This is a genomic window from Dyella sp., from assembly GCF_035685805.1.
Lineage (GTDB): Bacteria > Pseudomonadota > Gammaproteobacteria > Xanthomonadales > Rhodanobacteraceae > Dyella_A.
This window is the reverse complement of record NZ_DASSAB010000034.1, coordinates 107,929-133,779: the sequence shown is the minus strand read 5'-3', so window position 1 is coordinate 133,779 and position 25,851 is coordinate 107,929. Positions and strand designations below refer to the sequence as shown.

The window sequence follows — 25,851 nt, the reverse complement described above, 5'->3', positions numbered from 1 at the left end:
GATAAGCGCGCCATTGTAGGCGAGCCGCCGGCAGCTGTCCGTGCGCCCGCGCAGGGCGTGCCGATGGCGCAAAAGAAAAGCGCGGCCGTGGCCGCGCTTTCCATGCCGCTAGACCGAATGCCGCCTGGTCAGAACTGGCTGCCGAAGGTGAACTGGATGCGCTCCTCGTAATGACGATCGGCGGGCTTGGAACGGATCGGCGTGGCGAAGTTGATGATCAGCGGACCGATCGGCGCCTGCCAGTGCAGCGAGATACCGGCCGAGGCGCGCAGGTCGGATGCCTTGAAGCTCTGGTAGTCCTTGTAGGCATTGCCGACGTCGACGAACAGCGACACACGGGCGGTGTTGATGTCCTTGAGGAACGGCAGCGGCAGATACAGCTCGGTGGTGCCGAGCACCTTGAACGCGCCGCCGATCGGCTGGGCATAGTTGTAGTAGCTGCCGTTGCAGTTGCCCTTGGCATCAGGCTGGATGCTCTGGCCATTGGCACCGACGCCCGAGCAGACGCGCGGGCCGAGCGTGTTGTCCTGAAAGCCGCGCACGTCGCGCACGCCGCCGGCGTAGAAGTTCTGCCAGAACGGATAGTCCACCGGATCGCCGGCCTTGTAGGCACCGTTGTAGGTGGTGTTCTCGTACGTCTGGTTGCCGTAGGTCTTGCCGTACTGCGCCTGCGCATCGGTGTAGAGCACGAAGCCGCCGCCGATCGGCCAGTAGTGGTTGGCCTCGGTGCTCAGCCGGAAGTACTGCACGGTGGAGCCGGGCAGCGCCACGTCGGTGGAGGCCGACAACAGGCCTCCGCGGGTGGGCGCCCAGTAGCCGTTGCGGGTGTCGTGGTTCCAGCCCAGCGTGCCGGTCCACTCGTGGATGGTCTTGTGGCCCAGCGCGTTCTGATAGTCGAGCAGGACCTGCGGGGTGTAGCCCTGATACAGGTTGATCTTGTTGCTGCTCAGGCCCAGGCCCACGCGCAGGCTGTCGGTCTCGGTGATCGGGATGCCGAGGTAGGTCGAGAACGACTTGGCACTGGTGGCGTAGTTGGCGAAATCGGTGTTGCCGTAGTCGGTCTTGGAGTAGCCCAGGGTGTAGCCGATGCCGATGCCGTTGTCGGTGAGATACGGGTTGTAGTAGCTGGCGTTGACGCGCTTGTAGTACGTGCTGGTCTCGGCGCCCACGCTGAAGCTGTCGCCGGTACCCAGGAAGTTGTTCTGCGACACCGAGGCCGAGAGGATGATGCCGGAGTACTGCGAATAGCCCACGCCGAACTGCAGGCTGCCGGCGGACTGTTCCTCCACCTTCACGGTGACGTCGACCTGGTCTTCCGTGCCCGGCACCAGCTGCTTGTCGATGTCGACCTTCTTGAAGTAGCCCAGCTGCTGCAGGCGGATCTTGGAACGATCCACCGCGGCCTGCGAGTACCACGAACCTTCGAGCTGGCGAAGCTGGCGGCGCATCACGTCATCTTCGGTGCGGGTGTTGCCCTGGAACACCACCCGGCGCACGTACACGCGCTGGCCCGGCTCAATGTAGAAGGTCATGTCGACCGTGCGCTTGTCCTTGTCCAGCTTCGGCACCGGCGTGACCTTGGCGTAGGCAAAGCCGATGTTGGCGAGGATGCCCTTGATCGAGTCGGAAGTAGCCTCGACCGCGGCGCGGTTGAAGGTATCGCCTTTCTTGACGAATACCAGCTTGCGCAGGGTGTCCTCCGGCAGAATCAGCTTGCCCAGCAGGTGCACGTCCGAGACGGTGTAGACCTCGCCCTCCTTGATGCTGGCGGCGATGTACATCTCGCGCTTGTCCGGCGCAATGGTGACCTGGGTGGAGTCCACGCCGAAGTCCGCGTAGCCGCGATTCATGTAGTAGGACTGCAGCTTTTCCAGGTCGCCGGACAGCTTCTCACGCGAGTACTGGTCGTTCTTGGAATACCACGACAGCCAGTTGGTGGTGCCGGACTCGAAGTCGTCCTCGATGGCCTTGTCCGAGAACACCGTGTTGCCGACGATGTTGATCTCTTTCAGCTTGGCGACCTTGCCCTCGCGGATCTCGATGTCGATCGACACGCGGTTGCGGTCCAGCCGCGTCACGTGCGGCTCGATCGACACGTTGTACTTGCCGCGGTTGTAGTACTGGGTGATCAGCTCCTGCTTGACGCGGTCCAGCGAGAGTCGGTCGAACGTCTCGCCCTCGGACAGGCCGATCTCCTTCAGGCCCTTGCGCAGGTCCTCTTCCTTGATGTCCTTGTTGCCGCGCAGGGTGAGCTTGGCGATCGACGGCCGCTCGACCACCTTGATCACCAGGATGCTGCCTTCGCGGTCGATCTCGACGTCGCTGAAAAACTTGGTGTTGTAGAGCGCGCGGATCGCCCGGCGCGCCTCGTCCTCGGTGAACTGGTCGCCCTTGTTCACCGGCAGGTAGTTGTAGACCGTGCCCGCGGAGATGCGGCTGAGGCCATCGATGCGGATATCGGAAACGACAAACGGCTCGAACGCGAGCGCATTGGCGGAGAGGGAGGCGAGCAGGATCAGGGCGGCGATACGCTTCATCGTCGTTTCCGTTGGGTTATTTCGACGGAACGATCGCAAGGATCGCCCCGGACAATGCGTGGGACAGGAGCACATCCTGCGATGGTTGGAGAGCAGCCGACCCGCGTCGTGGCGCTGCGGCGCATCCATGGCGCCGGCAGAACGGCCAGCCGGCGGTGCGGGCGAGCGTCGGTGCCGTCACGACAGCAGGATGCGGTGAAGATCGTTGTAGAACGCCAGGCCCATCATCGTGAACAGCAGGGCGAGCCCCACGTACTGGCCGGCGATCATGGTGCGCTCGCTCACCGGGCTGCCCTTGACCAACTCGATAAGGTAATACAGCAGGTGACCGCCGTCCAAGAGCGGGATCGGCAACAGGTTGAGGATGCACAGGCTGAGCGACACCATGCCCAGGAAGTTGAGGAACCAGGCCGGGCCCATGCTGGCCGACTGGTTGGCAACCTGGGCGATGCCGATCACACCGGAGAGATTCTTGGTGGAAGCTTCGCCGGTCAGCATCTTGCCGATCATGTGGAAGGTCTGGGCGGCGCTGTTCCAGGTGGTGTCCAGCGAGGCGCGCAACGCCTTGATCGGGCCAAAGTGCTGGATCGCCTGCTCGCGCGGCGCCGCACCCACGCCGATTACCCAGTTCACCGGCTGCCCTTCCAGCGAAATCTTTCGTGCGACCACAGTGAGCGGTACGCTCTTGCCGTCGCGCTGGACGGTAATCGCCAGCGTTGGCGAGCGCGCCGCCTGTTCGGGGACGACCTGCTGGAACTGGCTGTAGTCGGCAATCGCCACCCCATTGACGCTGAGGATGCGGTCACCGGCGCGCATGCCGGCTGCGGCCGCGGGCTTGTCCGGCATCACGGTGGCGGCAATCGGCGGCAGCGCGGCCAGCGAGAGGCCGAGCGTGTCGAGATACTTGCCCACGTCCTGGCCCGGCGGCAGCCGATCCAGCGGCAGCGTGACCTGGTGCTGTGAGCCATCGGTGCTGCGGACTTCCAGCGCGATCGGCTCACGGCCCAGCATGCCGTTGATCACGCCGTCCATCGCGCCGGTCCAGGTGCTCACTGCATGGCCGGACACGCTCAGCACTCGGTCACCCGGCTGGATGCCTGCCTCTGCCGCGAGGCTGTGCGGCGCCGCCGTAACAACCGGAGCCGCGTCGGGCCGGCCGAGCATGAACATCGCCCAGAAGGCGGCGAGGGTGAAGATCAGATTGAACCCGGGGCCGGCCGCCACGATGGCAATGCGCTTCCAGACCGACTTGGCCGTGAACTCCTGGTCGCGCAGCGCAGGGTCGACCTCACCCTCGCGCGCATCGAGCATCTTCACGTAACCGCCCAGCGGAATCATCGCCACCTGGTACTCGGTGCCATCGCGCGCGGTGCGCTTCCAGATCGCCCGGCCGAAACCCACCGAGAAGCGCAGCACCTTGACGCCGCAGCGGCGCGCGACCCAGAAATGGCCGAATTCGTGAAAGGTCACCAGCACGCCAAGCGTGACCAGCAACCAGAACACCGAGCCGAAAAAAGGATTCATCAGTAAGAGCTTATCAGCATGCGTTGCGAAGGATGCGCCGTGCCGCAGTGCGCGCGGCGAGGTCGCGGGCGACCAGCGTTCGGATATCGACCACCGGTTGCGCCGGCAGTTCCGTCAGCACGCTTTCGACCAGCTCGGCGATGCCCAGGAAGGGCAGCGAACCGGCAAGAAACGCATCTACCGCGACCTCGTTCGCCGCGTTGAGAATTGCCGGCGCGTCGCCACCGGCACGCAGCGCCTGGAACGCCAGTGCGAGGCAGCGGAAGGTGTCCAGGTCCGGTGGCTCGAACTGCAGCGGGGCCAACCCTGCCAGGTCAAGCGGCGGCACCGCCGTGTCCACCCGGTCCGGCCAGGCCAGCGCGTGTCCGATGGCCGTGCGCATGTCCGGATTGCCCAGCTGCGCCAGCACCGAGCCATCCACGTAGTCGACCATCGAGTGCACCAGGCTCTGCGGGTGCACCAGCACCTCGATCGCGTCGGCCGGGGCACCGAACAGGTGGTGCGCCTCGATCACCTCCAGCCCCTTGTTCATCAGGGTGGCGGAGTCGACCGAGATCTTGCGGCCCATGACCCAGTTGGGGTGGGCGCAGGCCTGGTCGGGCGTGATGGCGGCGAGCTGGGCCCGCTTGCGGCCGCGGAACGGACCGCCCGAGGCGGTCAGGATCAGCCGGCGGACACCGCTGCCGGCGAGGTCAGGGCGACCGCCCGGCAGGCACTGGAAGATCGCGTTGTGCTCCGAGTCGACCGGGATCAGCTCGCCGCCGCCCTCGCGCAGCGCCGCCAGCAGCAGCGGGCCGGCCATCACGATGGATTCCTTGTTGGCCAGCAGCAGGCGCTTGCCGGCCCGCGCCGCGGCCAGGGTGGAATCCAGCCCGGCGGCGCCGACGATGGCTGCGACCACCGTGTCGCACAACGGCCCGGCGGCCGCGGCGGCGACGGCCGCCTCGCCGCTGGCTACCTCGCAGCGCACGCCAGATGCTGCCAGCCCCCGGGCGAGCGCTTCCTCCAGCGTCGGGTCGGCGATGATCGCCAGCTCCGGGCGGTGCCGCGCACACAGCGCGACCAGCGCGTCCACCTGCCGGTGTGCCACCAGCACGGTGGCCTGGAAACGCCCGGGATGACGGGCGATCACGTCGAGGGTGCTGCCACCGATCGAGCCGGTGGCGCCCAGTACGCCCACCCGCCTCATGTCAGCGGGACGATGTCGAGCAGCCACAGGCCGAGCGCGAACACCGGCATCGCGGCGAACACGCTGTCCAGGCGGTCGAGCAGCCCCCCGTGACCCGGGAAGATCTGCCCGGAATCCTTCATCTTGGCGTGCCGCTTCATCAGGCTCTCGATCAGGTCGCCGACGATCGATGCGGCCACGGTAAAGGCGGCCAGCACGATCAGGCCGAGCAGGCGCGCGTCGTGCACCCCGAGCATCCAGCCGCCCGCCACCACCACCGCGCCGGCTGCCACGAATGCCCCGTACACGCCAGCCCAGGTCTTCCCCGGGCTGATCTGCGGCGCCAGCTTTCGCTTGCCGAGGAAGCGGCCGGCGAAATAGGCGCCGATGTCGGCGGCCCACACAATCGCCAGCGCCAGGAAGGTCCACCAGTGGCCGTACGGCGGCGCCCGGTGGATCAGCACCAGCGCCGCCCACGCCGGCACCATCACGAACAGCCCGGCCAGCAGCTTGATGCGCCGATTCTCGGGGGTGGGCGCGGCGGCAAAGGCGAAGTGGCGCAGCCACAGGCAAGCAATGCCCCACCAGCACACGCCAAGCAGCGTCAATGCCCCCCACACCAGCGGCTGGCGCGGCCACCACGCGGCCAGCAGCAGTGCCGCCACCAGCACCAGCATCGCGGCACGTGCGGGCGTGCCGGTGAGGCCGCTCAGGCGGGTCCACTCCCACACGCCGACCAGGAAGGCGGCAGCCACCACCAGGGCGAACACGGGCGTGGCCGGCCACAGGATGATCGCCAGGGCCAGCGGAATGAGCAGCAGTGCGGTGAGGGTGCGCTGGAGCAGCATGGAAATCCTTTCGGTCAGGGCCGGGTCGCCGGGTCGGCAACCTGCTCGCTGGTGCGGCCGTAGCGCCGTTCGCGCCGGGCATAGTCGTCGATGGCGCGGGCCAGGCAGGCCTGGTCGAAATCCGGCCACAGCGTATCGGTGAAGTAGAGCTCGGCGTAGGCCACCTGCCAGAGCAGGAAATTGCTGATGCGATGCTCGCCGCCGGTGCGGATGAACAGGTCCAGTGGCGGCAGTTCGGCCAGGCACAGGCCGCGGCCAAAATACGCCTCGTCCAGTGCCTCGGGCGCGAACTCGCCGCGCGCGATGGCCGCCGCGGCGGTACGCGCCGCCTGCACGATGTCCCATCGGCCACCGTAATTCACCGCCACGGAGAGATGCAGCCGACGGTTGTCGGCGGTGCGCGCCATCGCGGCGTGCATGCGCTGGCGCAGGTCGTCACCGAAGTGCTCCAGCGCGCCGACGAACCGCAGCCGCACGCCCTGGGCGTGCAGCTCCTCCACCTCCTTGTCCAGAGCGCGCAGGAACAGTGTCATCAGCGCGCTGACCTCGTCCTGCGGCCGCTGCCAGTTTTCGCTGGAGAAGGCGAACAGGGTGAGCGCCTCGACGCCCTGGCGGATACAGCCCTCGACCACCTCGCGCACCGCCTTGCGGCCGGCGTTGTGGCCGAAGCTGCGCGGCTGGAAGCGGGCCTTGGCCCAGCGGCCGTTGCCATCCATGACGATGGCGACATGCCGCGGTACGCGGGCTGCGCGCGGATCGGCGGCGGTCACGGCGCGCGCCAGACGTGCCGACCCGTCGCCGCGACGGCGCCGGGAGTGGCCGGAGCTGGCGCCAGTGGCATCATCAGATCGCCAGCAGCTCTTCTTCCTTGTGCTTCACCACCGCGTCGACGTCCTTGACGAAACGGTCGGTGAGCTTCTGGATCTCGTCGTCCGCGCGGCGCTCGTCGTCCTCGGTGATCAGCTTGTCCTTGAGCAGGTCCTTGACCTGCTGCAGGGCATCGCGGCGGATGTTGCGGATCGCGATCTTGGTGTTCTCGCCCTCGTGGCCCACGTGCTTGGCCAGCTCGCGGCGCCGCTCCTCCGTGAGCGGCGGCATGTTCAGGCGAATCACCGTGCCGGCGGTGGTCGGCGTGATGCCGACATCCGACGCCATCAGGGCCTTCTCGATCACCGCCACCAGGCTTTTCTCGAACGGCGTGATGATGATCGAGCGCGAATCGCCCAGCGAGACGGAGGCGACCTGGTTCAGCGGCATGTCCGAGCCGTAGTAGGGCACCTTGATGTTGTCCACCAGCGCGGTGCTGGCGCGGCCGGTGCGCAGGCGGGTGAGGTCGTGCTTGAGCGCGTCGATGCTCTTGCCCATGCGGGTCTGGGCATCGTTCTTGATGTCGTTGATCATGGGCGGTCTTCCGTTGGAACAGGCTAGCCGCCGAGTATACCAGCGGCTTGCGGGCGGCCTGGAAGCCGCCCGCGGCGCGGACGGTGCCGGCTCAGCTGGCGCCGACCGTGGTGCCGATCGACTCGCCGCGCATGATGCGCATGAGATTGCCCGGCACGGTCATGTCGTAGATGCGCATCGGCAGGCGATGGTCGCGGCACAGTGCGATCGCCGCGGTGTCCATGACGGCCAGCTTGCGTTCGATCACCTCGTCGTAGGTGAGGTGGTCGTAGCGGGTGGCATCGGCGTGCTTGGCCGGATCGGCGGTGTAGATGCCGTCGACCTTGGTGGCCTTCAGCAGCACGTCCGCGCCCACTTCCACGGCGCGCAACGCGGCGGCCGAATCGGTGGTGAAGAACGGGTTGCCGATGCCTGCCGCGAACAGCACGATGCGCCCTTTCTCGATGTGCCGGATGGCGCGGCGGCGGATGAAGTCTTCGGCCACGTCGTGGATGGGCAGGGCGCTCATCACGCGGGCAAAGCCGCCGCGCTTCTCGATCGCGTCCTGCATGGCCAGCGCGTTCATCACCGTGGCGAGCATGCCCATGTGGTCGCCGGTGACGCGGTCCATGCCGGCCGCGGCGAGGCCGGCACCGCGAAAGATGTTGCCGCCGCCGATCACCACGCCCACCTGGATGCCGGCGCGCTGCGCCTCGATGATCTCGTCCGCGAGGCGGCCGATCACCTTCGGGTCAATACCGTAGTCGGCCTCGCCCATCAGCGCTTCACCGGACAGTTTGAGCAGGATGCGCTGGTACTTGAATGTTTCGCTCATGAAAACTCCGGCTGGGGGTGGGGCAAACCGCTTCATTGTAGCGGTGGGGAGGCGGTGTCGGTGAGCATTATCTGCCGCGGACGGGTGGTGCTCAGGTCGATCCGGCGAGCGGGGCGCGTGGCCCGCGCGCATAAAAAAAGCCGCGACGGTGCGCGGCTTTTTTCAACACGTGGTGCGGGTCGATCAGCCCTGCATCGCCTTGGCGACTTCGGCCAGATAGTCTTCCTGCACCTTCTCGATGCCTTCGCCGACCGCCAGACGAGCCACCGAAAGCACTTCGGCACCGTCCTTCTTCAGCGCATCGGCCACGGTCACGTTGGTGTCCAGCACGTACGGCTGGCCCAGCAGGGTGACCTCGGAGACGATCTTGTTGATCTTGCCGGCGATGATCTTCTCGAGGATCTCGGCCGGCTTGGCCTTGTCCTTGTCGGTCATCTGGCTCAGCGCGATGTCCTTTTCCTTCGCCACGAAATCGGCGGGGACGTCCTCGGCCTTCACGTACTGCGGGTTCATCGCGGCCACGTGCATGGCCACGCCCTTGGCCAGCTCCTCGGAGCCGCCCTTCAGGGCCACTAGCACGCCGATGCGGCCGCCGTGGATGTAGCTGCCGATCACGCCGTCGCTCTCCACCCGCACCATGCGGCGCACTTCGATCTTCTCGCCGATAGTGGCGATCAGCGCCTTGGCGCCCTCGGCCACGTTGCTGGCGCCCGGGTAGGCGGCGGCATTGAGCGCGTCGACGTCGGCAGCACCGGACTCCAGCGCGATGCCGGCCACGTTGTCGCTGAACTTGAGGAAGCTGTCGTCCTTGGCGACGAAGTCGGTTTCGCAGTTGACCTCGACCAGCACCGCCTTGCCGGCGCTCTGGGCAGTCACGATGCGGCCCTCGGCGGCCACGCGGCCGGCCTTCTTGTCGGCCTTGGCCAGGCCCGACTTGCGCAGCCATTCCATTGCGACTTCGATGTCGCCGTTGTTCTCGACCAGCGCCTTCTTGCATTCCATCATGCCGGCGCCGGACCGCTCGCGCAGTTCCTTCACCAGTTGTGCGGAGATGTTGCTCATGTCAATTCCTCGAATACTTTGAAGTGCCGCGCCGGGGTGACCCGGCCCGGCACGGGGAAGCAGGCTTACTCGGCGCTGGTCGACTCGCCACGACCGCGGCCACCGTCACGGCGCGGTGCGCCGGCGCCCTTCTTGGCCGGGCCACGGTTGTCGCGACGCGGAGCGGCCGACTTGCGGTCGTCGTCCTTCGCCACCGGGTTGCCTTCCTCGTCCAGCTCGACGAACTCGTCGGCGTCGCCCTGGGCGGCGTTCGGCGCGGCGGCCTTGCCTTCCAGGATCGAATCGGCGGCGGCGCGGGCGTACAGCTGGATCGCGCGGATCGCGTCGTCGTTGCCCGGGATGGCGTAATCGACCAGGTCCGGGTTGTAGTTGGTGTCGACCACGGCGATCACCGGAATGCCGAGCTTCTTCGCTTCCAGCACGGCGATGTCTTCGTGGCCGATGTCGATCACGAACAGCGCGTCGGGCAGGCGGTTCATGTTCTTGATGCCGCCCAGCGAGTTCTCGAGCTTCTCGCGCTCACGGCGACGGGCCAGCACTTCGTGCTTGACCAGCTTGTCGAACGAGCCGTCGGTCTCGGCCGCTTCCAGCTCCTTCAGACGGGCAACCGACTGCTTCACGGTGCGGAAGTTGGTCAGCATGCCGCCGAGCCAGCGCGAGGTGACGAACGGCATGCCGGCGCGCGCGGCTTCCTCAGCCAACGGCTCGCGGGCCGAACGCTTGGTGCCGACGAACAGAATGGTGCCGCGCTTCTGGGCCAGGCCCGAGAGGAAGTTCATCGCGTCGGTGAACAGCGGGAGCGTCTTCTCGAGGTTGATGATGTGGATCTTGCCGCGGGCGCCGAAGATGTACGGGGCCATCTTGGGGTTCCAGTAACGGGTCTGGTGACCGAAATGGACGCCCGCTTCGAGCATCTGGCGCATGGTGACTTGGGCCATGGGTGTAACTCCGAATTGTCGGTTCCGAAAAGGAACCTGGGGGTTGGGACCTCCACGCATCCCCACCTTCGACCGCGGCGTTTCCTGAGGTTTGGCGGAAACGGACGCGGCACCCCGAAGGCGGTGCCGATACGTGTGTGGCGTTGGTTGGGCTTGCTCCGCGGCGCGGTTACAATGCCCGTTCGCTTTGCACGGTCGCGCCCCGAAAACGGCGCATGCGGCCTGCAAAACCCGTGAAGTGTAGCCGGTGCGCCGGTTAGGCGGCAAGGTGGAGGTGGTTGTTGAACCCGCACCGGCCGCCGCCATCTAGGTGGAATCATGGCGATAACCCTCAAGACCCCCGAAGACCTCGCGGCGATGCGCGTGGCCGGTCAGCTCGCGGCCGAAGTGCTGGCGCTGCTCAAGGAACACGTCAAGCCGGGCGTGACCACCGAAGAGCTCGACCGCATCGCCTACGAGCACATCGTCAACGTGCAGAAGGCGATCCCGGCGAACGTGGGCTATCACGGCTTCCCCAAGACCCTGTGCACCTCGGTCAACCACGTGATCTGCCACGGCATCCCGACCGAGAGCAAGGTGCTCAAGGACGGCGACATCATCAATCTCGATGTCACCGTCATCAAGGACGGCTGGCACGGCGACACCAGCCGCATGTATTTCGTCGGTACCCCGTCGGTGCTGGCCAGGCGGCTGGTCGAGACGACCCACGAGGCAATGATGCGGGGCATCCAGGCGGTGCGCCCGGGCGCGACGCTGGGCGATATCGGTGCGGCGATCCAGAAGCACGCCGAGGCGGCGGGCTTTTCCGTGGTGCGCGAGTACTGTGGCCACGGCATCGGCAAGGTCTACCACGACGAGCCGCAGATCCTGCACTACGGCAAGAGCGGCACCGGCATCGAGCTGAAGAAGGGCATGACCTTCACGGTCGAGCCGATGATCAACGCCGGCAAGCCGCAGACCAAGCAACTGCCCGATGGCTGGACCGTGGTCACCAAGGACCACTCGTTGTCGGCCCAGTGGGAGCACACGATCGCCGTGACCGACGACGGCTTCGAGATCCTCACCCCCTGGCCGGATGCCTGAGCGCGGGAAGTGAGGGAATAGGAGCTAGACGCGAGCGAGGGCGCCCGGTCGACGTGGCGCCCTTCTTTTTTGCGTGAGCTATGAGGCCCGGTGAAGCGCGGTTGCTGCGGCGCCGGATGGCGCTGGGCCCTACACTCGACTCTCACTTCTCACTCCTTTTCGCCATGCCCGCCAACGCCATCCCGCTGCCGCCGCTGCCGCGCCTTCCCGTCGCGGTGCCGCGCTCGGGTGTCTCCACCGAAGCACGCGCTGCGCTGCGGCAGTTGCTGGGGGACGTCGATCGCGCGATCACCACCGCCTTCCGCGACGGCGCGGACGCGCCGGCGCTGGCCACGCGTCGCGGCGAATCGGTGGCGCGCGTGGTGGTGCATGTGTGGAACGCCTGCCTGGGCGAGGTTGCCGACACCGCACTGTTCGCTGTCGGCGGTTTCGGCCGCGGCATGCTCTTTCCCTACTCCGATGTCGACCTGCTGGTACTGACCACCCGCAGCGACCCGGCCCTGCATCGGGCACTGGAGCAGTGCTTCGCCACGTTCTGGGATATCGGCCTGAAGGTGGGCCATGCGGTGCGCGAGCCGGCGCAGTGCCGGGCACTGGCCGCGGAAGATGCGAGCGTGTTCACCAGCATGCTCGACGCCCGGCGGCTGGCTGGCGACCCCGCGCTCAACGCCGTGCTCGGCGCCATCGTGGAAGATCCGGCGCTGTGGCCGCCGCGGGCCTATCTCGCCGCGCGACTGGCCGAGCGCGATGCCCGCCACGCCCGTTTCGACGACACCGCCTACAACCTGGAGCCGAACCTGAAGGACGGCCCGGGCGGCCTGCGCACGCTCGACGCCCTGCGCTGGCTGGGACGACGGCTCGCCCACGCGGCCGACTTCCGCAGCATGGTCGCCGCGGGTCTGCTCGACCCGGCCGAGTGCGAGAGCCTGCTGCAGGCCGAAGCCACCTTGCGCCGCTACCGCTTTGCGCTGCACCTGGAGGCGGGACGGCCGGAAGAGCGTCTGCTGTTCGATTACCAGCGCAGTCTCGCCTCGCGCATGGGTTTCGAGGACGAGCACGAGAAGAATCTCGGCGTCGAGCAGTTCATGCAGGGCTACTACCGCGCCGCCAGCCAGGTGGAGCGCCTGGGGGTGCAGATCGTCGAGCGGTTCGAGGAAATGCTCGAGCCCGATGGCGCGAGCGTGTCGATCGGCGGCGATTTCGTGCAGCACGGCCGACGCATTGCCGCGCGCGATCCGGACCTGTTCGAGCATCGCCCGGCCGCCCTGATCGAGATATTCCTGGCCCGGCTGGACCACCCCGAGCTGATCGGCTTCAGCGCCGACACCATGCGGCGCATCCACCAGGCGACGGCTCGGCACGGCACCACGCTGGCCGACGACGAGGCGGCGCTGGCGGCTTTTCTCAAGCTGCTCCAACGCGGCGCCCCCGCGGTAGACGCGCTGTGGCGGATGAACCGGCATGGCCTGCTGGCGGCGATCCTGCCGGCCTTCGGCACGGTGTTCGGCCGCATGCAGTACGACCTGTTCCACGTGTACACGGTGGACGAACACACGCTGCGCGTGCTGCGCAACCTGGCGCGGTTCGCCGATCCGGCCGCGGCAAAGGAGTTCCCGCTCGGCTGCCAGATCTGGGCCGCGCTGGAGAAGCCCGAACTGCTGCTGCTGGCGGGCTTGTTCCACGATATCGCCAAGGGTCGCGGCGGCGATCACTCGGTGCTGGGCGAGGAAGACGCACGCGCGTTCTGCCGCCGGCTGGGGCTGTCGCCGGAGAGCGTGGAGACGGTGGCCTGGCTGGTGCGCTGGCACCTGCTGATGAGCACCACGGCGCAGCGCCAGGACATCACCGATCCGGAGGTGGTCAACCGCTTCGCCGAGACCGTCGGCGATCGCCTGCAACTGGATCGGCTGTACCTGCTCACCATCGCCGACATCATCGGCACCAGTCCGCGGCTGTGGAACGCCTGGAAGGATCGCCTGCTGGCCGATCTCTACACCGCCACCCGCTACGCACTGCGCAGCGATGCGGCGTTGCCGCGCGATGCCGGCGCCAGCATCGCCGAGTGCCGTACCTATGCAGTGGCACTGCTGGAAACCGAGGGCTTCGCGCCAGCGGACGTGGAGCGGGTGTGGCGCGATTTCCCCGAGCGGAGTTTCCTGCGTCATCGTCCCGAGCAGGTCGCCTGGCAGACCGCGGCGATCCTGCGGGCGAACGGCGCCTTGCCGTTGGTGGAGGTGCACCCGTTCTCGATCCGTGGCAGCACCGAATTGTTTGTCTATGCGCCTGATCGCGACGGCTTGTTCGCCACCGTCACGGCGATGCTCGACCGCATGCATTTCTCGGTGATGGAAGCGCGCGTGCTCAGCTCGCCCAGCGGGCTGGCGATGGATACCTTCCTGCTGCTCGAGGCAGACACCCAGATGCCGGCCAATGCCGCGCGCTCCGAAGAGCTGCGCCAGCGCCTGCTGCGCGCGCTGGCCGAGGCCAAGCCCGTGCAGCCGACCCGGCGCGGATTGCATCGTCACCTGAAGCATTTCCAGATGTCGCCGCGCATTGCCTTCAGCGCCATGGGCGGGCGCACCCAGATGGCGCTGGTGTGCACAGATCGGCCCGGCCTGCTCGCCGCCGTGGCGCAGGTACTGCTGGAGGTTGGCGTGCGCGTGCATGACGCGCGCATCGCCACCTTCGGCGAGCGGGTGGAAGATTTCTTCCAGCTGACCGATCGCCACGATGCGCCGCTGACCTCCGAGCTGCAGGAGCGGCTGCAGGACGCCCTGCTGCAACACCTGGCGCCGCCCAAGGGTTGAGCCGGCGCGCCACGTGACGGCGCGGAGTATCGTCGGCGAGCCGCGACTGGCGGCCTACGCTGGGGATGTGCCATGTCGATCAAACGCTTCGTTGCGCTCGCTGCGGCGGCCATATGCCTGTGGGGAGCGCTGATCGCACCGGCCGTGGCGGCCGAGCCCGCGGCCAAGCCGGTGCAGTGGGTGTACCCGCTGATTCCCAGGTTCGGTGCCGTGCATCCGCGTCCGGACCTGCCCGAACAGCCCGATCCCAGCGTCGACTACAAGGTCTTCGTGGACGTGGTCGGCGAAAGCAAGGATCCGTCCAAGCCGCTGGAGTCGCTTGACCGTCTGGCGAGGCTGGTCAATCTGATGGCCTATGCCGGCGTGCCGGCCGAGCATGTGCACATCGTGGCGCTGCTCGAGGGCCATGCGACACGCGCCGCGTCGGGCAACGCGCTGTACCGCAAGCACTTCAAGGTGGACAACCCCAACCTGGAGATCCTCCACGCGCTCAAGGTCGCCGGCGTGCGCATCATGGTGTGCAGCCAGGCGCTGGCCAGCATGAACCTGGACGACAGCTCGGTGTCGCCGGATGTCACTGTGACGCTGTCCGCGCTCACCGATGCGGTCATCTACGGCCAGCGCGGCTACAGCTACATGCAGCTGTAGCGGCCGCGCGGACGTCTGGACGGCCAATCGCCGCACCGCGGCGCGCCTGCGGCGGGCACGCCGTCAAGTGCAGTAACCTTGGCGGCCCGACCTCCGATCACAGGCCGTACCCCGCCCATGCAGCAGCTTGCCTCCCTCATCGACGACGCCTTCGAGCGCCGCGCCTCGCTCGCCCAGAGCGAGATCGAAGCCCACCTGCGCCCGGCCGTCGGCCAGGTGCTGGATCTGCTGGAAAGCGGCGAACTGCGCGTGGCCGCGCCGGATGGCCAAGGCGGCTGGACCGTCCACCAGTGGGTGAAGAAGGCGGTGCTGCTGTACTTCCGCATCAACGACAACCGAGTAGTGGACGGCGGCCCCGCCGGTGCCTTCGACAAGGTGCCGCTGCGCTTCGCCCACGGCGACGACGCCTCGCTGCAGCAGCTCGGCGCGCGTGTGGTGCCCGGCGCGCTGGTGCGCCGCGGCGCGCACATCGCGAAGGACGTGGTGCTGATGCCGAGCTACGTGAACATCGGCGCCCACGTCGGCAGCGGCACGATGGTCGACACCTGGGCCACGGTGGGCTCGTGCGCACAGATCGGCGCGCGCGTGCACCTGTCCGGCGGCGTGGGCATCGGCGGCGTGCTCGAGCCGCTGCAGGCCAACCCGACGATCATCGAGGACGACTGCTTCATCGGCGCGCGCTCGGAGGTGGTCGAGGGCGTGGTGGTGGAAAAGGGCAGCGTGATCGGCATGGGCGTGTTCCTCGGCCAGAGCACCCGCATCTACAACCGCGCTACGGGCGAGGTCAGCTACGGGCGCATCCCCGCAGGCTCCGTGGTCGTATCCGGAAGCCTGCCTGCCAAGGACGGATCGCACAGCCTCTACGCCGCGGTGATCGTCAAGCAGGTGGACGAGAAGACCCGGTCCAAGACCGGCATCAACGACCTGCTGAGGAGTTTCGAATGAGCGTCGATCTGTATGGCCTGGCCAAGTGCGGCACCTGCGACAAGGCGCGCGCCTGGCTGGATGCGCACAAGGTCAAGCACAGCTTCACCGACTACCGCGACGAGCCGATCGCCCCGGCCACGCTCAACGCGTGGGCGAAGGAGCTGACCTGGGAGAAGCTGGTCAACCGCGCCAGCTACACCTGGCGCGATCTCACCGAGCAGCAGAAGGCCGCCTCGACCGACGCGCAGTGGCTCGCCCTGATCAAGGAATATCCCGCCCTGGTGAAGCGTCCGGTGGTGGTGAAGGACGGCGCGGTGAGCGTCGGTTTCACCGAGAAGAAGTTCAAGGAGCTGTTCGGTGGCTGAAGCCGCCGTGCTCTACGGACTGGCCGGCACCGATGCGTGCCGCAAGGCTTGCGCGTGGCTGGACCGCTTCGGCCACGCGTACCGGTTCGTCGACACCCTGCGCGAAAGGCCCGCGCCCGAGGCGCTGAAGGCCTGGGCGCAGGCCGCCGGCGGCTGGGATGCGATGGTCGACCGCAGCGGCAAGGCCTGGAAGAACCTGCTGCCGCAGCGGCGCAACCCGGAGAGCGATCCGGAATGGACGCTGCTGATCCGCGAGCATCCCGGCGTGCTGCGCCAGCCGCTGGCGGTGCTGCCGGACGGACGCGTCGCCGTGGGCTTCAGCGGCGGCAGCTACGAGAAACTGTTCGGCAAGACCGCCAGGACCCAAGCATGAGCGACGTGCTCGACCTCACCTGTGACCTGATCCGCCGCCGCTCGGTGACGCCGGACGACGCCGGCTGCCAGGAGAGCATTGCCGCACGCCTCGCGCATGCCGGTTTTCGCGTGCGCCATCTGCGCCACGACGAGGTCGACAACCTGTGGGCCACGCACGGTGAACACGGTCCCACGCTGGCCTTCCTCGGCCACACCGACGTGGTGCCGACCGGGCCCGCCGAGGCGTGGCGCTTCGATCCGTTCGCGCCCACCGTGGTCGACGGCGTGCTGTACGGCCGCGGCGCGGCGGACATGAAGGGTTCGGTGGCCGCGATGGTGGTGGCGCTGGAGGCCTTCGTCGCCGCGCATCCGGATCATGCCGGCCGCGTCGGCCTGCTGCTGACCAGCGACGAGGAAGGCCCGACCAACCTCGATGGCGTGCGCAAAGTCGCCGAGCAGTTCCGCAGCGAGGGCGAGCGCATCGACTGGTGCGTGGTCGGCGAGCCGTCGTCCACCGCGCGCCTCGGCGACCTGATCCGCGTGGGTCGGCGCGGCTCGCTCAGCGGCACGCTCACCGTGCGCGGCGTGCAGGGTCACGTGGCGTATCCGGAGAAGGCGAAGAATCCGATCCACGCCGTCGCTCCCGCACTGGCCGAACTGGCCGCCGAGCGCTGGGACGAGGGCAACAGTGATTTCCCGCCCACCTCGTTCCAGGTCTCCAACCTCAACGCGGGCACCGGCGCCAGCAACGTGATTCCCGGCACGCTCACGGCGCTGTTCAACTTCCGCTACAGCACGGCGAGCACGGCGGATCAGCTCAAGGCGAGCACCGAGGCGATCCTCGATCGCCACGAGCTGGACTACGCGCTGGAATGGAACCTCTCCGGCGAGCCGTTCCTCACCCCACCGGGCGGCCGCCTGCGCGAGGTGGTGGTGGCTGTGTGCCGCGACCTGGCCGGCGTGACGCCCGTGCAGAGCACCGGCGGTGGCACCTCGGACGGCCGCTTCATCGCGCCGCTGGGCGCCGAGGTGGTGGAGCTGGGGCCGGTCAACGCGACCATCCACCAGGTGGACGAGTGCGTGGCGGTGGCCGACCTGGAGGCCTTGCCGGCGCTGTACGAAGGCGTCTGCGTGCGGCTGCTGGCGGACGCGGCGCGCGGCTGAGCGCCGCGCGCCGCGACGTTGCGGCTACTGCGACAGCCCGATCTGCTGCATGAAGGCCTGGTTGTCCCAGAACAACCACTCCTCGACCATCACGCCGTGCTCCCAGCGACCGATCGTGGTCATCGACAGGGTGAACGCCTTGCCGGTGGGCGGCAGCGTCTTGCCGTTGCCCACCGGCATCGGCTGGCTGAAGTGGCCCTGCAGCACGCCTATCACCGCCGTGATATCGCCCTGCGCGATGCGGATCGGGTGCTGGTCGATGTGGGTATCCGGCGCAAACACGAACATCGGCTTGAGCGCGGCGATGTGATCGGCGAGGCCGCGCGTGGTGTGGCCGTCCGGGTAGTGCACCAGGATGTCCGCGGCATGGCTGCGCCCAAGCTCGTCCCATTTCTGGTGGCTGTAGACATTGAAGTCGAGGTCGTCGAAGGTGGCCAGGTGCTTCTGCTGCCGGGCCTCGGTGGCGTGGATTTTGGCCAGTTCGGCCTGCACCGCGCCGGCGCTGCTGGCGGCGGCAGCCGTGCCGGATAGCGCGAGCAGGCCGGCCAGTGCGAGCAGCGGACGGCGAAGGGTAAGACGGTGCATGGTGATCCCCTGGGCAATGAACCAACGGTGGAACGGGGCGGCCGCACGGGCCACTTCGGGAAACTCAGTACGCCGCAGTGGCCAACTGGCGCACGTAATGGGCCTGCTCGATCACCTCGACGAAGGCATCGGCGTAGTCGCCGTAATGGATCTGGCTGTGCCCGTCGGTATCGGTGAGGAAGGCATCGGCCTGGGTGCGGAAATGCCCCCGCCGTGCGCCCGGGCCGATCTGTCCGGCCGGTGCCAGAAAGGTCCAGTCCAGATCGGACGCCGCGCGATACACCGCCAGCGCGGCGCGATGGGCCAGCGCCTGGCCCTTGTAGGCCGCGGGAAAGTCGGGCGAGTCGACCAGCTGCAGGCCCGGCGCGATCAACAGGCTACCCGCGCCGCCCACCACCACCAGCCGCTTCACGCCCGCAGCGCGCGCAGCGGTGACCAAGGCATGCGCCACCGCCACCAGCGTGCCCGGATCGCCCTGGCCGGGGCCGTAGGCACTGGCGAGTACGTCGTGGCCACGCACGGCCTCGGCGAGGCGCTGCGGGTCGTCCAGTGCGGCGACGGTGGTGCGAACGCCGTCCAGCTCGGGCGGCAGCTCGAGCGTGCGACGCACCAGCGCCGTGACGGCGTGTCCGCGCTGATGCGCACGCTGGGCGATGTGGCGGCCGATCTGGCCGGTGGCGGCAACAAGGGCGATCTTCATGACGGTATCCGCAACGATGGAGCCGTCATCCTGACGGTGCGAATGGTGCGGAAAAACCGCGTATAACGGCCGGGTCTTTTGCGGGGGATGAAACAATGGATCGACTGCGCGCCATCGGCGTGTTCGTGGAAGTGGCAGATCGGGGCAGCCTCACCGCGGCGGCTGAAGCGCTGGACGTATCCCGCGCGATGGTCTCGCGCTACCTGGCGGATCTGGAGGCATGGCTGGGCGTGCGGCTGTTCCATCGCACCACCCGGCGGATCAGCCTGACCGCGGCGGGCGAGGCTGCGCTGGCGCGCTGCCGCGAGCTGATCGAACTGTCCGACGGCATGCGCGAGGCGCTGGTCGACGACGCTGCCGCACCGTCCGGAAGCATCCGCATCACCTGCAGCTCGTCGTTCGGTCACAGCTATCTGGCTGCCGCAGTGGCCGAGTTCGTGGCGCGCCACCCGCATGTCTCGGTCGACCTGCTGCTGCTCGATCGCACGGTGAACCTGGTGGAGGAGCGGGTGGACCTGGCCATCCGCATCGCGCACGAGCTCGATCCCAACCTGATTGCCCGCCAGTTGTCGGTGTGTCGTTCGGTGCTGTGCGCGGCGCCGGCGTATCTGGCGGCGCGCGGCACGCCACAGCGGCCGGAAGACCTCGCGCGGCACAACTGCCTCACCCATCACTTCGTCGGCAAGAGCCTGTGGACGCTCGGCCGTGGCGACGATGCGGTGTCGGTAGCGGTGGGAGGCAACATCAGCGCCAACGACGCCAGCGCGGTGATGGCCGCCGTGCTCGCGGGCGCCGGGATCGGGCTGCTGCCGACCTACCTCGCCGCGCCGCTGCTGCGCGACGGCAGCCTGGTGCAGCTGCTGCCTTCGTGGCCGCCAAAGACGATGGGCATCCACGCGGTGTACGCCTCGCGCCAGCGCATGCCGCCGGCCGTGCGCGCCTTCCTCGACTTCATCGCCGCGCGGCTGGGCGACGCGCCGCCGTGGGATGAGGGGATCGCCTAAGCCGCGTGCGCGTTGGCGACAGCTGGCCGGCTGCAGGGCGTGTCGTCAGGCTGGAACAGCTGCACCTTCATCACGTCACCTGCAACGAACTGCCATGACGGTCCGTCGCACGTCGTTGATCATCCTGCTCGCCGCGCTGTTCGCCGGCGCCGCCGGCCACGCTTCCGATGCCGCGCCCGCTGCCGCCGCGGACAGCGACGGCGGGCAGTGATTGCCACGTTGCCTATGCCACCGCTACGCCAAGGCGACGGCGGCGACGCCCAGCGAGATTGCCGCTGGCGCCGAGGCCGTCTGCCGGGACGCGATGACGTCGTACCGGCGGCACGCCGCCACTCAGGTACCCGCCGCAGAGAACCTGGCGGGCCTCGCGACGAACCAGCGCGCGGCGATGGTGCACGAGCGGTTCCGCCACGCCCGCGGTGGCCATCGACACGGTGATCCGCGAGACCGCCAACGAGGCGCTGCTCCGCCCATGAGCCCGCCCTGATCCACGCGGCGAACGTCGCCGGTGGGCCCTTCCTCAGATCTTCGACCTTCGCACCCGCTTCGATGGCGACGGCAGCCAATGCACCGCACCGCCGGCTCGTCTCGCTAGCGCGCTTGCGTGCCGCGCGATGATGGGGATGCTCTCGACGGCGGCCCCCGCGGCCCGCGGGTGACGACGTGATGCGGGCCGGCGGCGCGTTTTTCTCATCCGAACGCCTTGCTGCCGAGCTTGCTGGACGACCGGCCGGTCACCGCGGCGCGGCTGGCACACGGTGATCGATCGCACGAAGGCAGAGACGTTGCCGTAGCGGCCGGGTGCAGGGGCGGTGGACAGTGGTCAGCCGTCCGCGCAGGCCTGCGCACGTTGGCGCAGCAGGGCCTGCTCGCGGGCGTTGCCGGTCAGCGCCGCGGCCTGCAGGAACGCCTCCCGCGCCTCCGGGCGGCGGCCGAGCTTTTCCAGCAGGTCGCCGTGCACGGCTGGCAACAGGTGGTAGTGCGCCAGCGCCGACATGCCGCGCAACGTCTCGACCAGCGGCAATGCCGCAGCCGGGCCTTCCGCCATTGCCACGGCGACCGCGCGGTTGAGCTCCACCACCGGCGAGGGCATCGCCTCGGCCAGCCGGTCGTACAGCGCCGCGATACGCGGCCAGTCGGTGGCTGATGCGTCCCTGGCGCGCGCATGGCAGGCGGCGATCGCGGCCTGCAACGCGTACGGCCCCTCGCTGCCGCCGAGTTTCTCGGCGCGGGACAGCGCGGTGAGCCCGCGCTGGATGGCCAGGTGGTCCCAGCGGGCGCGGTTCTGCTGCGCCAGCAGGATCGGCGTGCCGTCCGGCTCGATCCGCGCCGCGCTGCGCGACGCCTGGATCTCCAGCAGGGCGAGCAGGCCGTGCACCTCCGGCTCGTCGGCGAGGTGGGCGGCCAGCGTCCGCGCCAGGCGCAGTGCCTCCTCGCACAGCGCCGGGCGCATCCAGTGGTCGCCGGTGCTGGCGGCGTAGCCTTCGTTGAAGATCAGGTAGATCACGCCGAGCACGCCGTCCAGCCGCGCCCTTCGCTCATCGCCGCGCGGCACCTCATACGCCAGCTGCCGCTCGGCAAGCGTGCGCTTGGCGCGCACGATCCGCTGCGCCACGGTGGCTTCGCTCTGCAGGAACGCGCGTGCGATTTCCGCCGTGGTGAGGCCGCCGAGCAGGCGCAGGGTCAGCGCGATCTGCGCCTCCCGCGGCAGCACCGGGTGGCAGGCGATGAAGATCAGCCGCAGCAGGTCGTCGCCGATATCGTCGTCGAGCGCGTCGAGGTCGGGCATCACGTGCGGCTCATGCTCGGGATCGCCGCCGAGCAGCGCATGCTTGCGCTCGGCCAGCTGGCGATGCCGCAGCTGGTCGATCGCGCGGTGTCTGGCGGTGGTGGTGAGCCAGGCACCGGGATTGTCCGGAATGCCGCTGGTGGGCCAGCGCTCCAGCGCCGCCACCAGCGCGTCCTGCGCCAGCTCCTCGGCCAGGTCCAGGTCGCGCACCACGCGCATCAGCGTGCCGATCACCCTCGGCGATTCCAGTCGCCATACGGCGTCGATGCGACGGTGGAGTTCGGCCTGGTCCATGCGGCCGATCACAGCACTGGCGGGCGCGGGCGGCAAGCATGCCGATGCCATCAGCGCGCCCGGTCGGCCAGCTCCCCGCGCAGGCGCGCTTCGGCGGCCTGCAGCTCGGGCGACATGGCGTCGGCGAAGTCCTCCGCCTCGTACAGCGGACGGATCTCGATCTCGCATTGGCCCTCGAACGGTGGCGGGCAGCGCCGCGCCCATTCCAGTGCCTCGTCCATCGAGCGCACCTGCCACAGCCAGAAGCCTGCGATCAGCTCGCCGGGCTCGGCGAACGGAGCATCGATCACCTGCTGCTTGCCGTCGGCGAAGCGCACCCGCTTGCCCTCGCGGCTGGGCTTGATGCCTTCGCCGGCCAGCATCACGCCAGCCCTCATCAGCTCCTCGTTGAAGCGACCCATCGCCTCCAGGAGCTCGCTGGAGGGCACCGCCCCGGCCTGACTCTCCGATTCCGCGGTCGCCCGCACCATCACCATGCATCGCATCGTCAATCCTCCGGACGAGCCGCGACGGGCGGCTCCTGCCATGACGACGAAGCAGCCGCCGCCGGATCGACAACGCCGATGCCGGCCCGGCGGTTATGGCGTGAGGGTCAGCGTGTGCCGGGCAGGGCCGGGCAGCAACGGGGTCGGGCGGCCGTGAACCCAGTCGGCGTGGCCGGCACCGAAGAACGGCGAGAGCGGGTTGTCGCTCTGGCCACCGGGCATGTGGAAGATGCCGTTCGCTTCATGCCCCGGCGACACGTCCAGCCGCTCCGATGCCCCGAAGCCCGGCGCGGCCACGCGGGGCAGGTTGCCGTCACCGGGCAGCGGTTCGTCGGGCATGTCGATCACACGGGCCAGCCAGCCGGGCAGCGCACGCGCCAGCGGATGGTTCACCGCCGCACGGTTGCGTTCGCCCCAGGTGCGTGCGGAGAGGCCACCGGGCTGGCTACCGAGCTCGTCGACCACCTGCCTGGCGGCGGTGAGCAGCAGCGCGTGCCAGTCGGCGTAGGCCGGGTCGAGCAGATGTGCCGGCTGCTGGTGCACCAGCGCCCAGACCGCCGCTTCCGGATCGCCGAGGCCGGGCCAGGTGAAGTCGGCAAAGCGCGCCTGCACGCGCGCGGCGAACGGCGCGAGCACGTCCGCGTGCACGCGCTCGCGGAACGCGCGCACCAGCCGGTAGTCCACGCTGTCCACAGCGGCGCGGCCGCGCCAGCGGCGGGTGAGATCGCGCAGCTGCACCAGTTGCGCATCGGTGCTGTCGGCCAGCGTCTGCTGCAGCAGGCGCTGCCAGCGCGTGAGCAGCGCGGCACGGGTATCGAGCTGGATGTCCAGCGCATCGGCGGGCGAAAAACGCGCGTGCATGCGCAGGTCGTCGCGAAGAGTCTGCGCGCGGGCCCCGAGGTCGTGCCCGCCGTTGCCGAGCAGCGCCAGGGCGGCGCCGTCGACGGTCCGGTTGTTGGCGGTCCAGAGCCGGCCATCGGCGGGGTTCTTGACGCGCGGGTATTGCTCCGCGCCGGCCCAGCCGACCCAGCCGGTATCCGGGCGTGACCAGTCGGCCGGCACCAGCGGATCGATGCCTCGACGCAACGGGATGCTGTTGCTGGCGATGGTCCAGCCGATCTGCCCGTCGCGGTCGGCCACGAGCAGGTTCTGCGCCGGCATGCCCAGCGTGGGGGCGAGGTCGAGCGCGTGCGCCATGTCGGGCGCGCGTTCGAGCTGCATCAGGGCAAGGTTGTAACCGCGTGGCCGGGCGCCAGTCCATGCCAGCGCCAGCGGCGTGCCGTCGGTGTCGGTGGCAAGGATCGGGCCCCAGCGCGTGTCCTGCACCGTGATCAGGTGGTCGGGCGCGCCCTTCACGTGGATCGTCTCGCGGTGCCGGTCGATCGGGTCCCAGCCGTCCGGCGTGCGGTAGCGCGTGGCGTCATCGGGATCGCGCTGCACGCGTACCCAGTCCTGCCAGTCGCCGTAACTGTTGGTGAAACCCCAGGCGACCTGGCCGTTCGATCCGACCACCAGCGCCGGCGTGCCGGGCAGGGTGACGCCGCTGGCATCGCGCATGCCCCCGGGCGCGCCGGGGTCCGGGTAGCGCAGGCGCGCACGGAACCACAGGTTCGGCACGCGCAGGCCCAGGTGCATGTCGTTGGCCAGCAGCGCCGCGCCGGTGCCGGTGAGCGTGCCGGCCACCGCAAAGCTGTTGCTGCCAGGGCGGGCGTCGTCGAGCGCCGGCGCCAGCACCGCGGCCAGGTCGCGGCCTTGCGCCGCGGCGCCCTGGCGCAGGTCGAGCGTGGCTGCGCCCGGTACGACCGGCACGCGCGACAGGGCCCCGATCAGCGGCGCCTCCCAATCCGGATCGGGCGCCAGCAGAAAATCCACCAGCGGCCGCGGCAGCACGGCACGCATCTGCGCGATGCGCAGCTCGCGCGTGTTGCGGCCGTCGCCGTTGAGGTCCAGATACATCGCGGCAATCACCAGCAGGCTGTCTTCCGAGCGCCAGGGCTGCGGCCGCGTGCCGAGCAGGAAGTACTCCCACGGGCGGACGGCCAGATCGGTCAGCCCGGCGTTGACGCCGTCGCGGTAGCGATCCAGCGTGCGGCGCTGGTCGGCCGGCAGCCGTGCATAGGCTTGCGCCACCACCGCACGCAGGCGCAGGCGGCGATGGGCGATGTCGGTATCCAGTGCGGCCTTGCCCACCAGCGCGGCCAGTTCGCCGGCGCTCAGCCGGCGCATCAGGTCCATCGAGAAATAACGTTCCTGCGCGTGCACGTAGCCCAGCGCGTAGCTGATGTCCTCACGCGAGCGGCCCTGCAGCGTGGCGGTGCCCAGCGCATCGCGCGTGACGCTGACCGGCGCGCTCAGCCCGCGCGCGGTCACCTCGCCGTCCAGCGCCGCCCGGCTGCGCGCCAGCAGCACCCAGATGCCGATGCCGGCGGCGAGCACCAGCAGCACGATGGCGACGAGCAGGCGGCGCAGCCAGCGCCCGGCGGTCGCGCGCCTCATGAATCGCCGAACACCGCGAAGATGCCCGCGTACGGCTTGAGCATGAACGAGGGCGCGCCGCTGTAGCCTTCGCCGTCGACATAGAACTGCGAGATGGTGCCGTCGAGGTACAGCGCGTCGCGGCAGCCGATTTCGTCGCGGAACAGCCGGGCGAAGGTGTGGAAATTCACCGGCGTCTCGCTGACCGCGAACACAACGCGGGTCGGCGTCCTGGCGCACACGCCACTGCGCCATTTCATGCTCGAGGAGTCGTCCACGAACTGCGGGTTGATGCGGCCGTCGATCAGCAGCATGGGGCCGGACTGGGTGGCCAGCGCCGCGGCCTTGCCGTCGGCCTTGAATGCCTCGCTGGTGCGCACCGCGGCGTGGCCATCCGGATACACCGCGAACACTCCGTTGGGACGCAGCGAGAAATTGCCCGCCGCGGGATCGCCGTGTGCCAGGTTCAGCGGTACCAGCGTGCGGCCGGACTCCACGTGCAGCCCGAGCGGCGCATTCTTGCGATCGTAGATGCCGGCATTGGCCGCGAACAGCAGGTGCCTGCCGTGTGCCTTGCCCCACGCCTGCAGGTTTTCGATGCTGCCGTACGGCTCGCCGGTGTCGGGATTGCGCCAGTGCAGCGCGAGCGGATGGCGGGTGAGATCCAGGCTCACCAGGTGAAAGCGCTGGCCGTCGAAATCGCGCTCCTCGCTTTCCAGCGCGCGTGCCCTGCGCGCGCATCCGATCAACGTCAGCAACGCCACCGCCAGCACGAGCCAGGGGCGCAGGGCCGGACGTGTGCGACCGGGGCGGGGGGAGAGCGGGAGGGCAGGCATCCGCCGATGGTCGCCGGGCGCGGCCGGGCGACGCAAGCCCGTG

General features: G+C 68.9%; 23 protein-coding genes. 8 read left to right on the top strand and 15 right to left on the bottom strand.

Features of this window, described 5'->3' with window-relative positions:
- Nucleotides 1–128: 128 nt before the first annotated feature.
- The 9 genes from bamA to rpsB all read right to left on the bottom strand — a co-directional run bounded on the left by bamA (nucleotide 129) and on the right by rpsB (nucleotide 10,292).
- Nucleotides 129–2,537: an outer membrane protein assembly factor BamA gene (bamA, locus tag VFG40_RS08550; protein ID WP_324896933.1), complete on the bottom strand. Its 2,409-nt coding sequence runs from the start codon at nucleotides 2,535–2,537 to the stop codon at nucleotides 129–131.
- A gap of 177 nt (nucleotides 2,538–2,714) precedes the next feature.
- On the bottom strand, nucleotides 2,715–4,061 hold the full coding sequence (rseP, locus tag VFG40_RS08545; protein WP_324896932.1) for an RIP metalloprotease RseP: 1,347 nt from the start codon (nucleotides 4,059–4,061) through the stop codon (nucleotides 2,715–2,717).
- 13 nt (nucleotides 4,062–4,074) lie between these two features.
- Nucleotides 4,075–5,250 carry a 1-deoxy-D-xylulose-5-phosphate reductoisomerase gene (locus VFG40_RS08540; protein WP_324896931.1) on the bottom strand — a complete coding sequence of 392 codons (1,176 nt, stop codon included), beginning with the start codon at nucleotides 5,248–5,250 and terminating at the stop codon, nucleotides 4,075–4,077.
- A complete protein-coding gene (locus VFG40_RS08535; RefSeq protein ID WP_324896930.1) occupies nucleotides 5,247–6,077 on the bottom strand; it encodes a phosphatidate cytidylyltransferase in 831 nt (276 codons plus the stop codon). The genes VFG40_RS08540 and VFG40_RS08535 overlap by 4 nt, the downstream gene beginning before the upstream one ends.
- Nucleotides 6,078–6,091: 14 nt before the next feature.
- A complete protein-coding gene (gene uppS, locus VFG40_RS08530) occupies nucleotides 6,092–6,859 on the bottom strand; it encodes a polyprenyl diphosphate synthase (protein WP_414649274.1) in 768 nt (255 codons plus the stop codon).
- A gap of 61 nt (nucleotides 6,860–6,920) precedes the next feature.
- Complete coding sequence (gene frr / locus VFG40_RS08525; protein WP_324896928.1) at nucleotides 6,921–7,478, bottom strand: ribosome recycling factor; 558 nt, start codon at nucleotides 7,476–7,478, stop codon at nucleotides 6,921–6,923.
- 91 nt (nucleotides 7,479–7,569) lie between these two features.
- On the bottom strand, nucleotides 7,570–8,292 hold the full coding sequence (gene pyrH / locus VFG40_RS08520) for a UMP kinase (RefSeq protein WP_324896927.1): 723 nt from the start codon (nucleotides 8,290–8,292) through the stop codon (nucleotides 7,570–7,572).
- Between the two features lie 183 nt (nucleotides 8,293–8,475).
- Nucleotides 8,476–9,354: a translation elongation factor Ts gene (gene tsf / locus VFG40_RS08515; RefSeq protein ID WP_324896926.1), complete on the bottom strand. Its 879-nt coding sequence runs from the start codon at nucleotides 9,352–9,354 to the stop codon at nucleotides 8,476–8,478.
- A gap of 65 nt (nucleotides 9,355–9,419) precedes the next feature.
- Nucleotides 9,420–10,292, bottom strand: coding sequence for a 30S ribosomal protein S2 (gene rpsB / locus VFG40_RS08510; RefSeq protein ID WP_324896925.1), 873 nt, complete (start codon nucleotides 10,290–10,292; stop codon nucleotides 9,420–9,422).
- A gap of 318 nt (nucleotides 10,293–10,610) precedes the next feature.
- On the opposite strand from rpsB, the gene map reads away from it, so the two are divergent.
- The 7 genes from map to dapE all read left to right on the top strand — a co-directional run bounded on the left by map (nucleotide 10,611) and on the right by dapE (nucleotide 17,640).
- Nucleotides 10,611–11,375 carry a type I methionyl aminopeptidase gene (map, locus tag VFG40_RS08505; protein ID WP_324896924.1) on the top strand — a complete coding sequence of 255 codons (765 nt, stop codon included), beginning with the start codon at nucleotides 10,611–10,613 and terminating at the stop codon, nucleotides 11,373–11,375.
- 164 nt (nucleotides 11,376–11,539) lie between these two features.
- Nucleotides 11,540–14,182, top strand: coding sequence for a [protein-PII] uridylyltransferase (gene glnD / locus VFG40_RS08500; RefSeq protein WP_324896923.1), 2,643 nt, complete (start codon nucleotides 11,540–11,542; stop codon nucleotides 14,180–14,182).
- A gap of 72 nt (nucleotides 14,183–14,254) precedes the next feature.
- Complete coding sequence (locus VFG40_RS08495; protein ID WP_324896922.1) at nucleotides 14,255–14,830, top strand: DsrE family protein; 576 nt, start codon at nucleotides 14,255–14,257, stop codon at nucleotides 14,828–14,830.
- Nucleotides 14,831–14,947: 117 nt separating this feature from the next.
- Nucleotides 14,948–15,775 carry a 2,3,4,5-tetrahydropyridine-2,6-dicarboxylate N-succinyltransferase gene (gene dapD, locus VFG40_RS08490; RefSeq protein ID WP_324896921.1) on the top strand — a complete coding sequence of 276 codons (828 nt, stop codon included), beginning with the start codon at nucleotides 14,948–14,950 and terminating at the stop codon, nucleotides 15,773–15,775.
- Nucleotides 15,772–16,122: a Spx/MgsR family RNA polymerase-binding regulatory protein gene (locus tag VFG40_RS08485; RefSeq protein ID WP_324896920.1), complete on the top strand. Its 351-nt coding sequence runs from the start codon at nucleotides 15,772–15,774 to the stop codon at nucleotides 16,120–16,122. Before dapD ends, VFG40_RS08485 begins: the two co-directional genes overlap by 4 nt.
- On the top strand, nucleotides 16,115–16,495 hold the full coding sequence (locus VFG40_RS08480; RefSeq protein WP_324896919.1) for an ArsC/Spx/MgsR family protein: 381 nt from the start codon (nucleotides 16,115–16,117) through the stop codon (nucleotides 16,493–16,495). Before VFG40_RS08485 ends, VFG40_RS08480 begins: the two co-directional genes overlap by 8 nt.
- Complete coding sequence (gene dapE, locus VFG40_RS08475) at nucleotides 16,492–17,640, top strand: succinyl-diaminopimelate desuccinylase (protein ID WP_324896918.1); 1,149 nt, start codon at nucleotides 16,492–16,494, stop codon at nucleotides 17,638–17,640. The genes VFG40_RS08480 and dapE overlap by 4 nt, the downstream gene beginning before the upstream one ends.
- Before the next feature lie 24 nt (nucleotides 17,641–17,664).
- Here dapE and VFG40_RS08470 read toward each other — a convergent pair whose 3' ends face one another.
- Both VFG40_RS08470 and VFG40_RS08465 read right to left on the bottom strand, forming a co-directional pair.
- The gene (locus VFG40_RS08470) at nucleotides 17,665–18,225 is read right to left on the bottom strand and encodes an ester cyclase (protein WP_324896917.1); all 561 of its coding nucleotides are present in this window, start codon (nucleotides 18,223–18,225) and stop codon (nucleotides 17,665–17,667) included.
- 64 nt (nucleotides 18,226–18,289) lie between these two features.
- On the bottom strand, nucleotides 18,290–18,925 hold the full coding sequence (locus VFG40_RS08465) for an NAD(P)-dependent oxidoreductase (protein WP_324896916.1): 636 nt from the start codon (nucleotides 18,923–18,925) through the stop codon (nucleotides 18,290–18,292).
- Nucleotides 18,926–19,020: 95 nt separating this feature from the next.
- Between VFG40_RS08465 and VFG40_RS08460 the strand changes: the two genes are divergently transcribed.
- Nucleotides 19,021–19,929, top strand: a complete 909-nt coding sequence (locus VFG40_RS08460) for a LysR family transcriptional regulator (protein ID WP_324896915.1) — start codon at nucleotides 19,021–19,023, stop codon at nucleotides 19,927–19,929.
- Between the two features lie 823 nt (nucleotides 19,930–20,752).
- Here VFG40_RS08460 and VFG40_RS08455 read toward each other — a convergent pair.
- From VFG40_RS08455 to VFG40_RS08440, 4 genes are all read right to left on the bottom strand, one after another.
- Nucleotides 20,753–22,012: an RNA polymerase sigma factor gene (locus tag VFG40_RS08455; protein ID WP_324896914.1), complete on the bottom strand. Its 1,260-nt coding sequence runs from the start codon at nucleotides 22,010–22,012 to the stop codon at nucleotides 20,753–20,755.
- 50 nt (nucleotides 22,013–22,062) lie between these two features.
- Nucleotides 22,063–22,497: a YciI family protein gene (locus VFG40_RS08450; protein ID WP_324896913.1), complete on the bottom strand. Its 435-nt coding sequence runs from the start codon at nucleotides 22,495–22,497 to the stop codon at nucleotides 22,063–22,065.
- Nucleotides 22,498–22,590: 93 nt separating this feature from the next.
- The gene (locus tag VFG40_RS08445) at nucleotides 22,591–24,993 is read right to left on the bottom strand and encodes a penicillin acylase family protein (RefSeq protein WP_324896912.1); all 2,403 of its coding nucleotides are present in this window, start codon (nucleotides 24,991–24,993) and stop codon (nucleotides 22,591–22,593) included.
- Nucleotides 24,990–25,808 (bottom strand): phosphodiester glycosidase family protein, encoded by an 819-nt coding sequence (locus tag VFG40_RS08440; protein WP_324896911.1) that lies wholly within the window; start codon nucleotides 25,806–25,808, stop codon nucleotides 24,990–24,992. Before VFG40_RS08440 ends, VFG40_RS08445 begins: the two co-directional genes overlap by 4 nt.
- Nucleotides 25,809–25,851 lie beyond the last annotated feature (43 nt).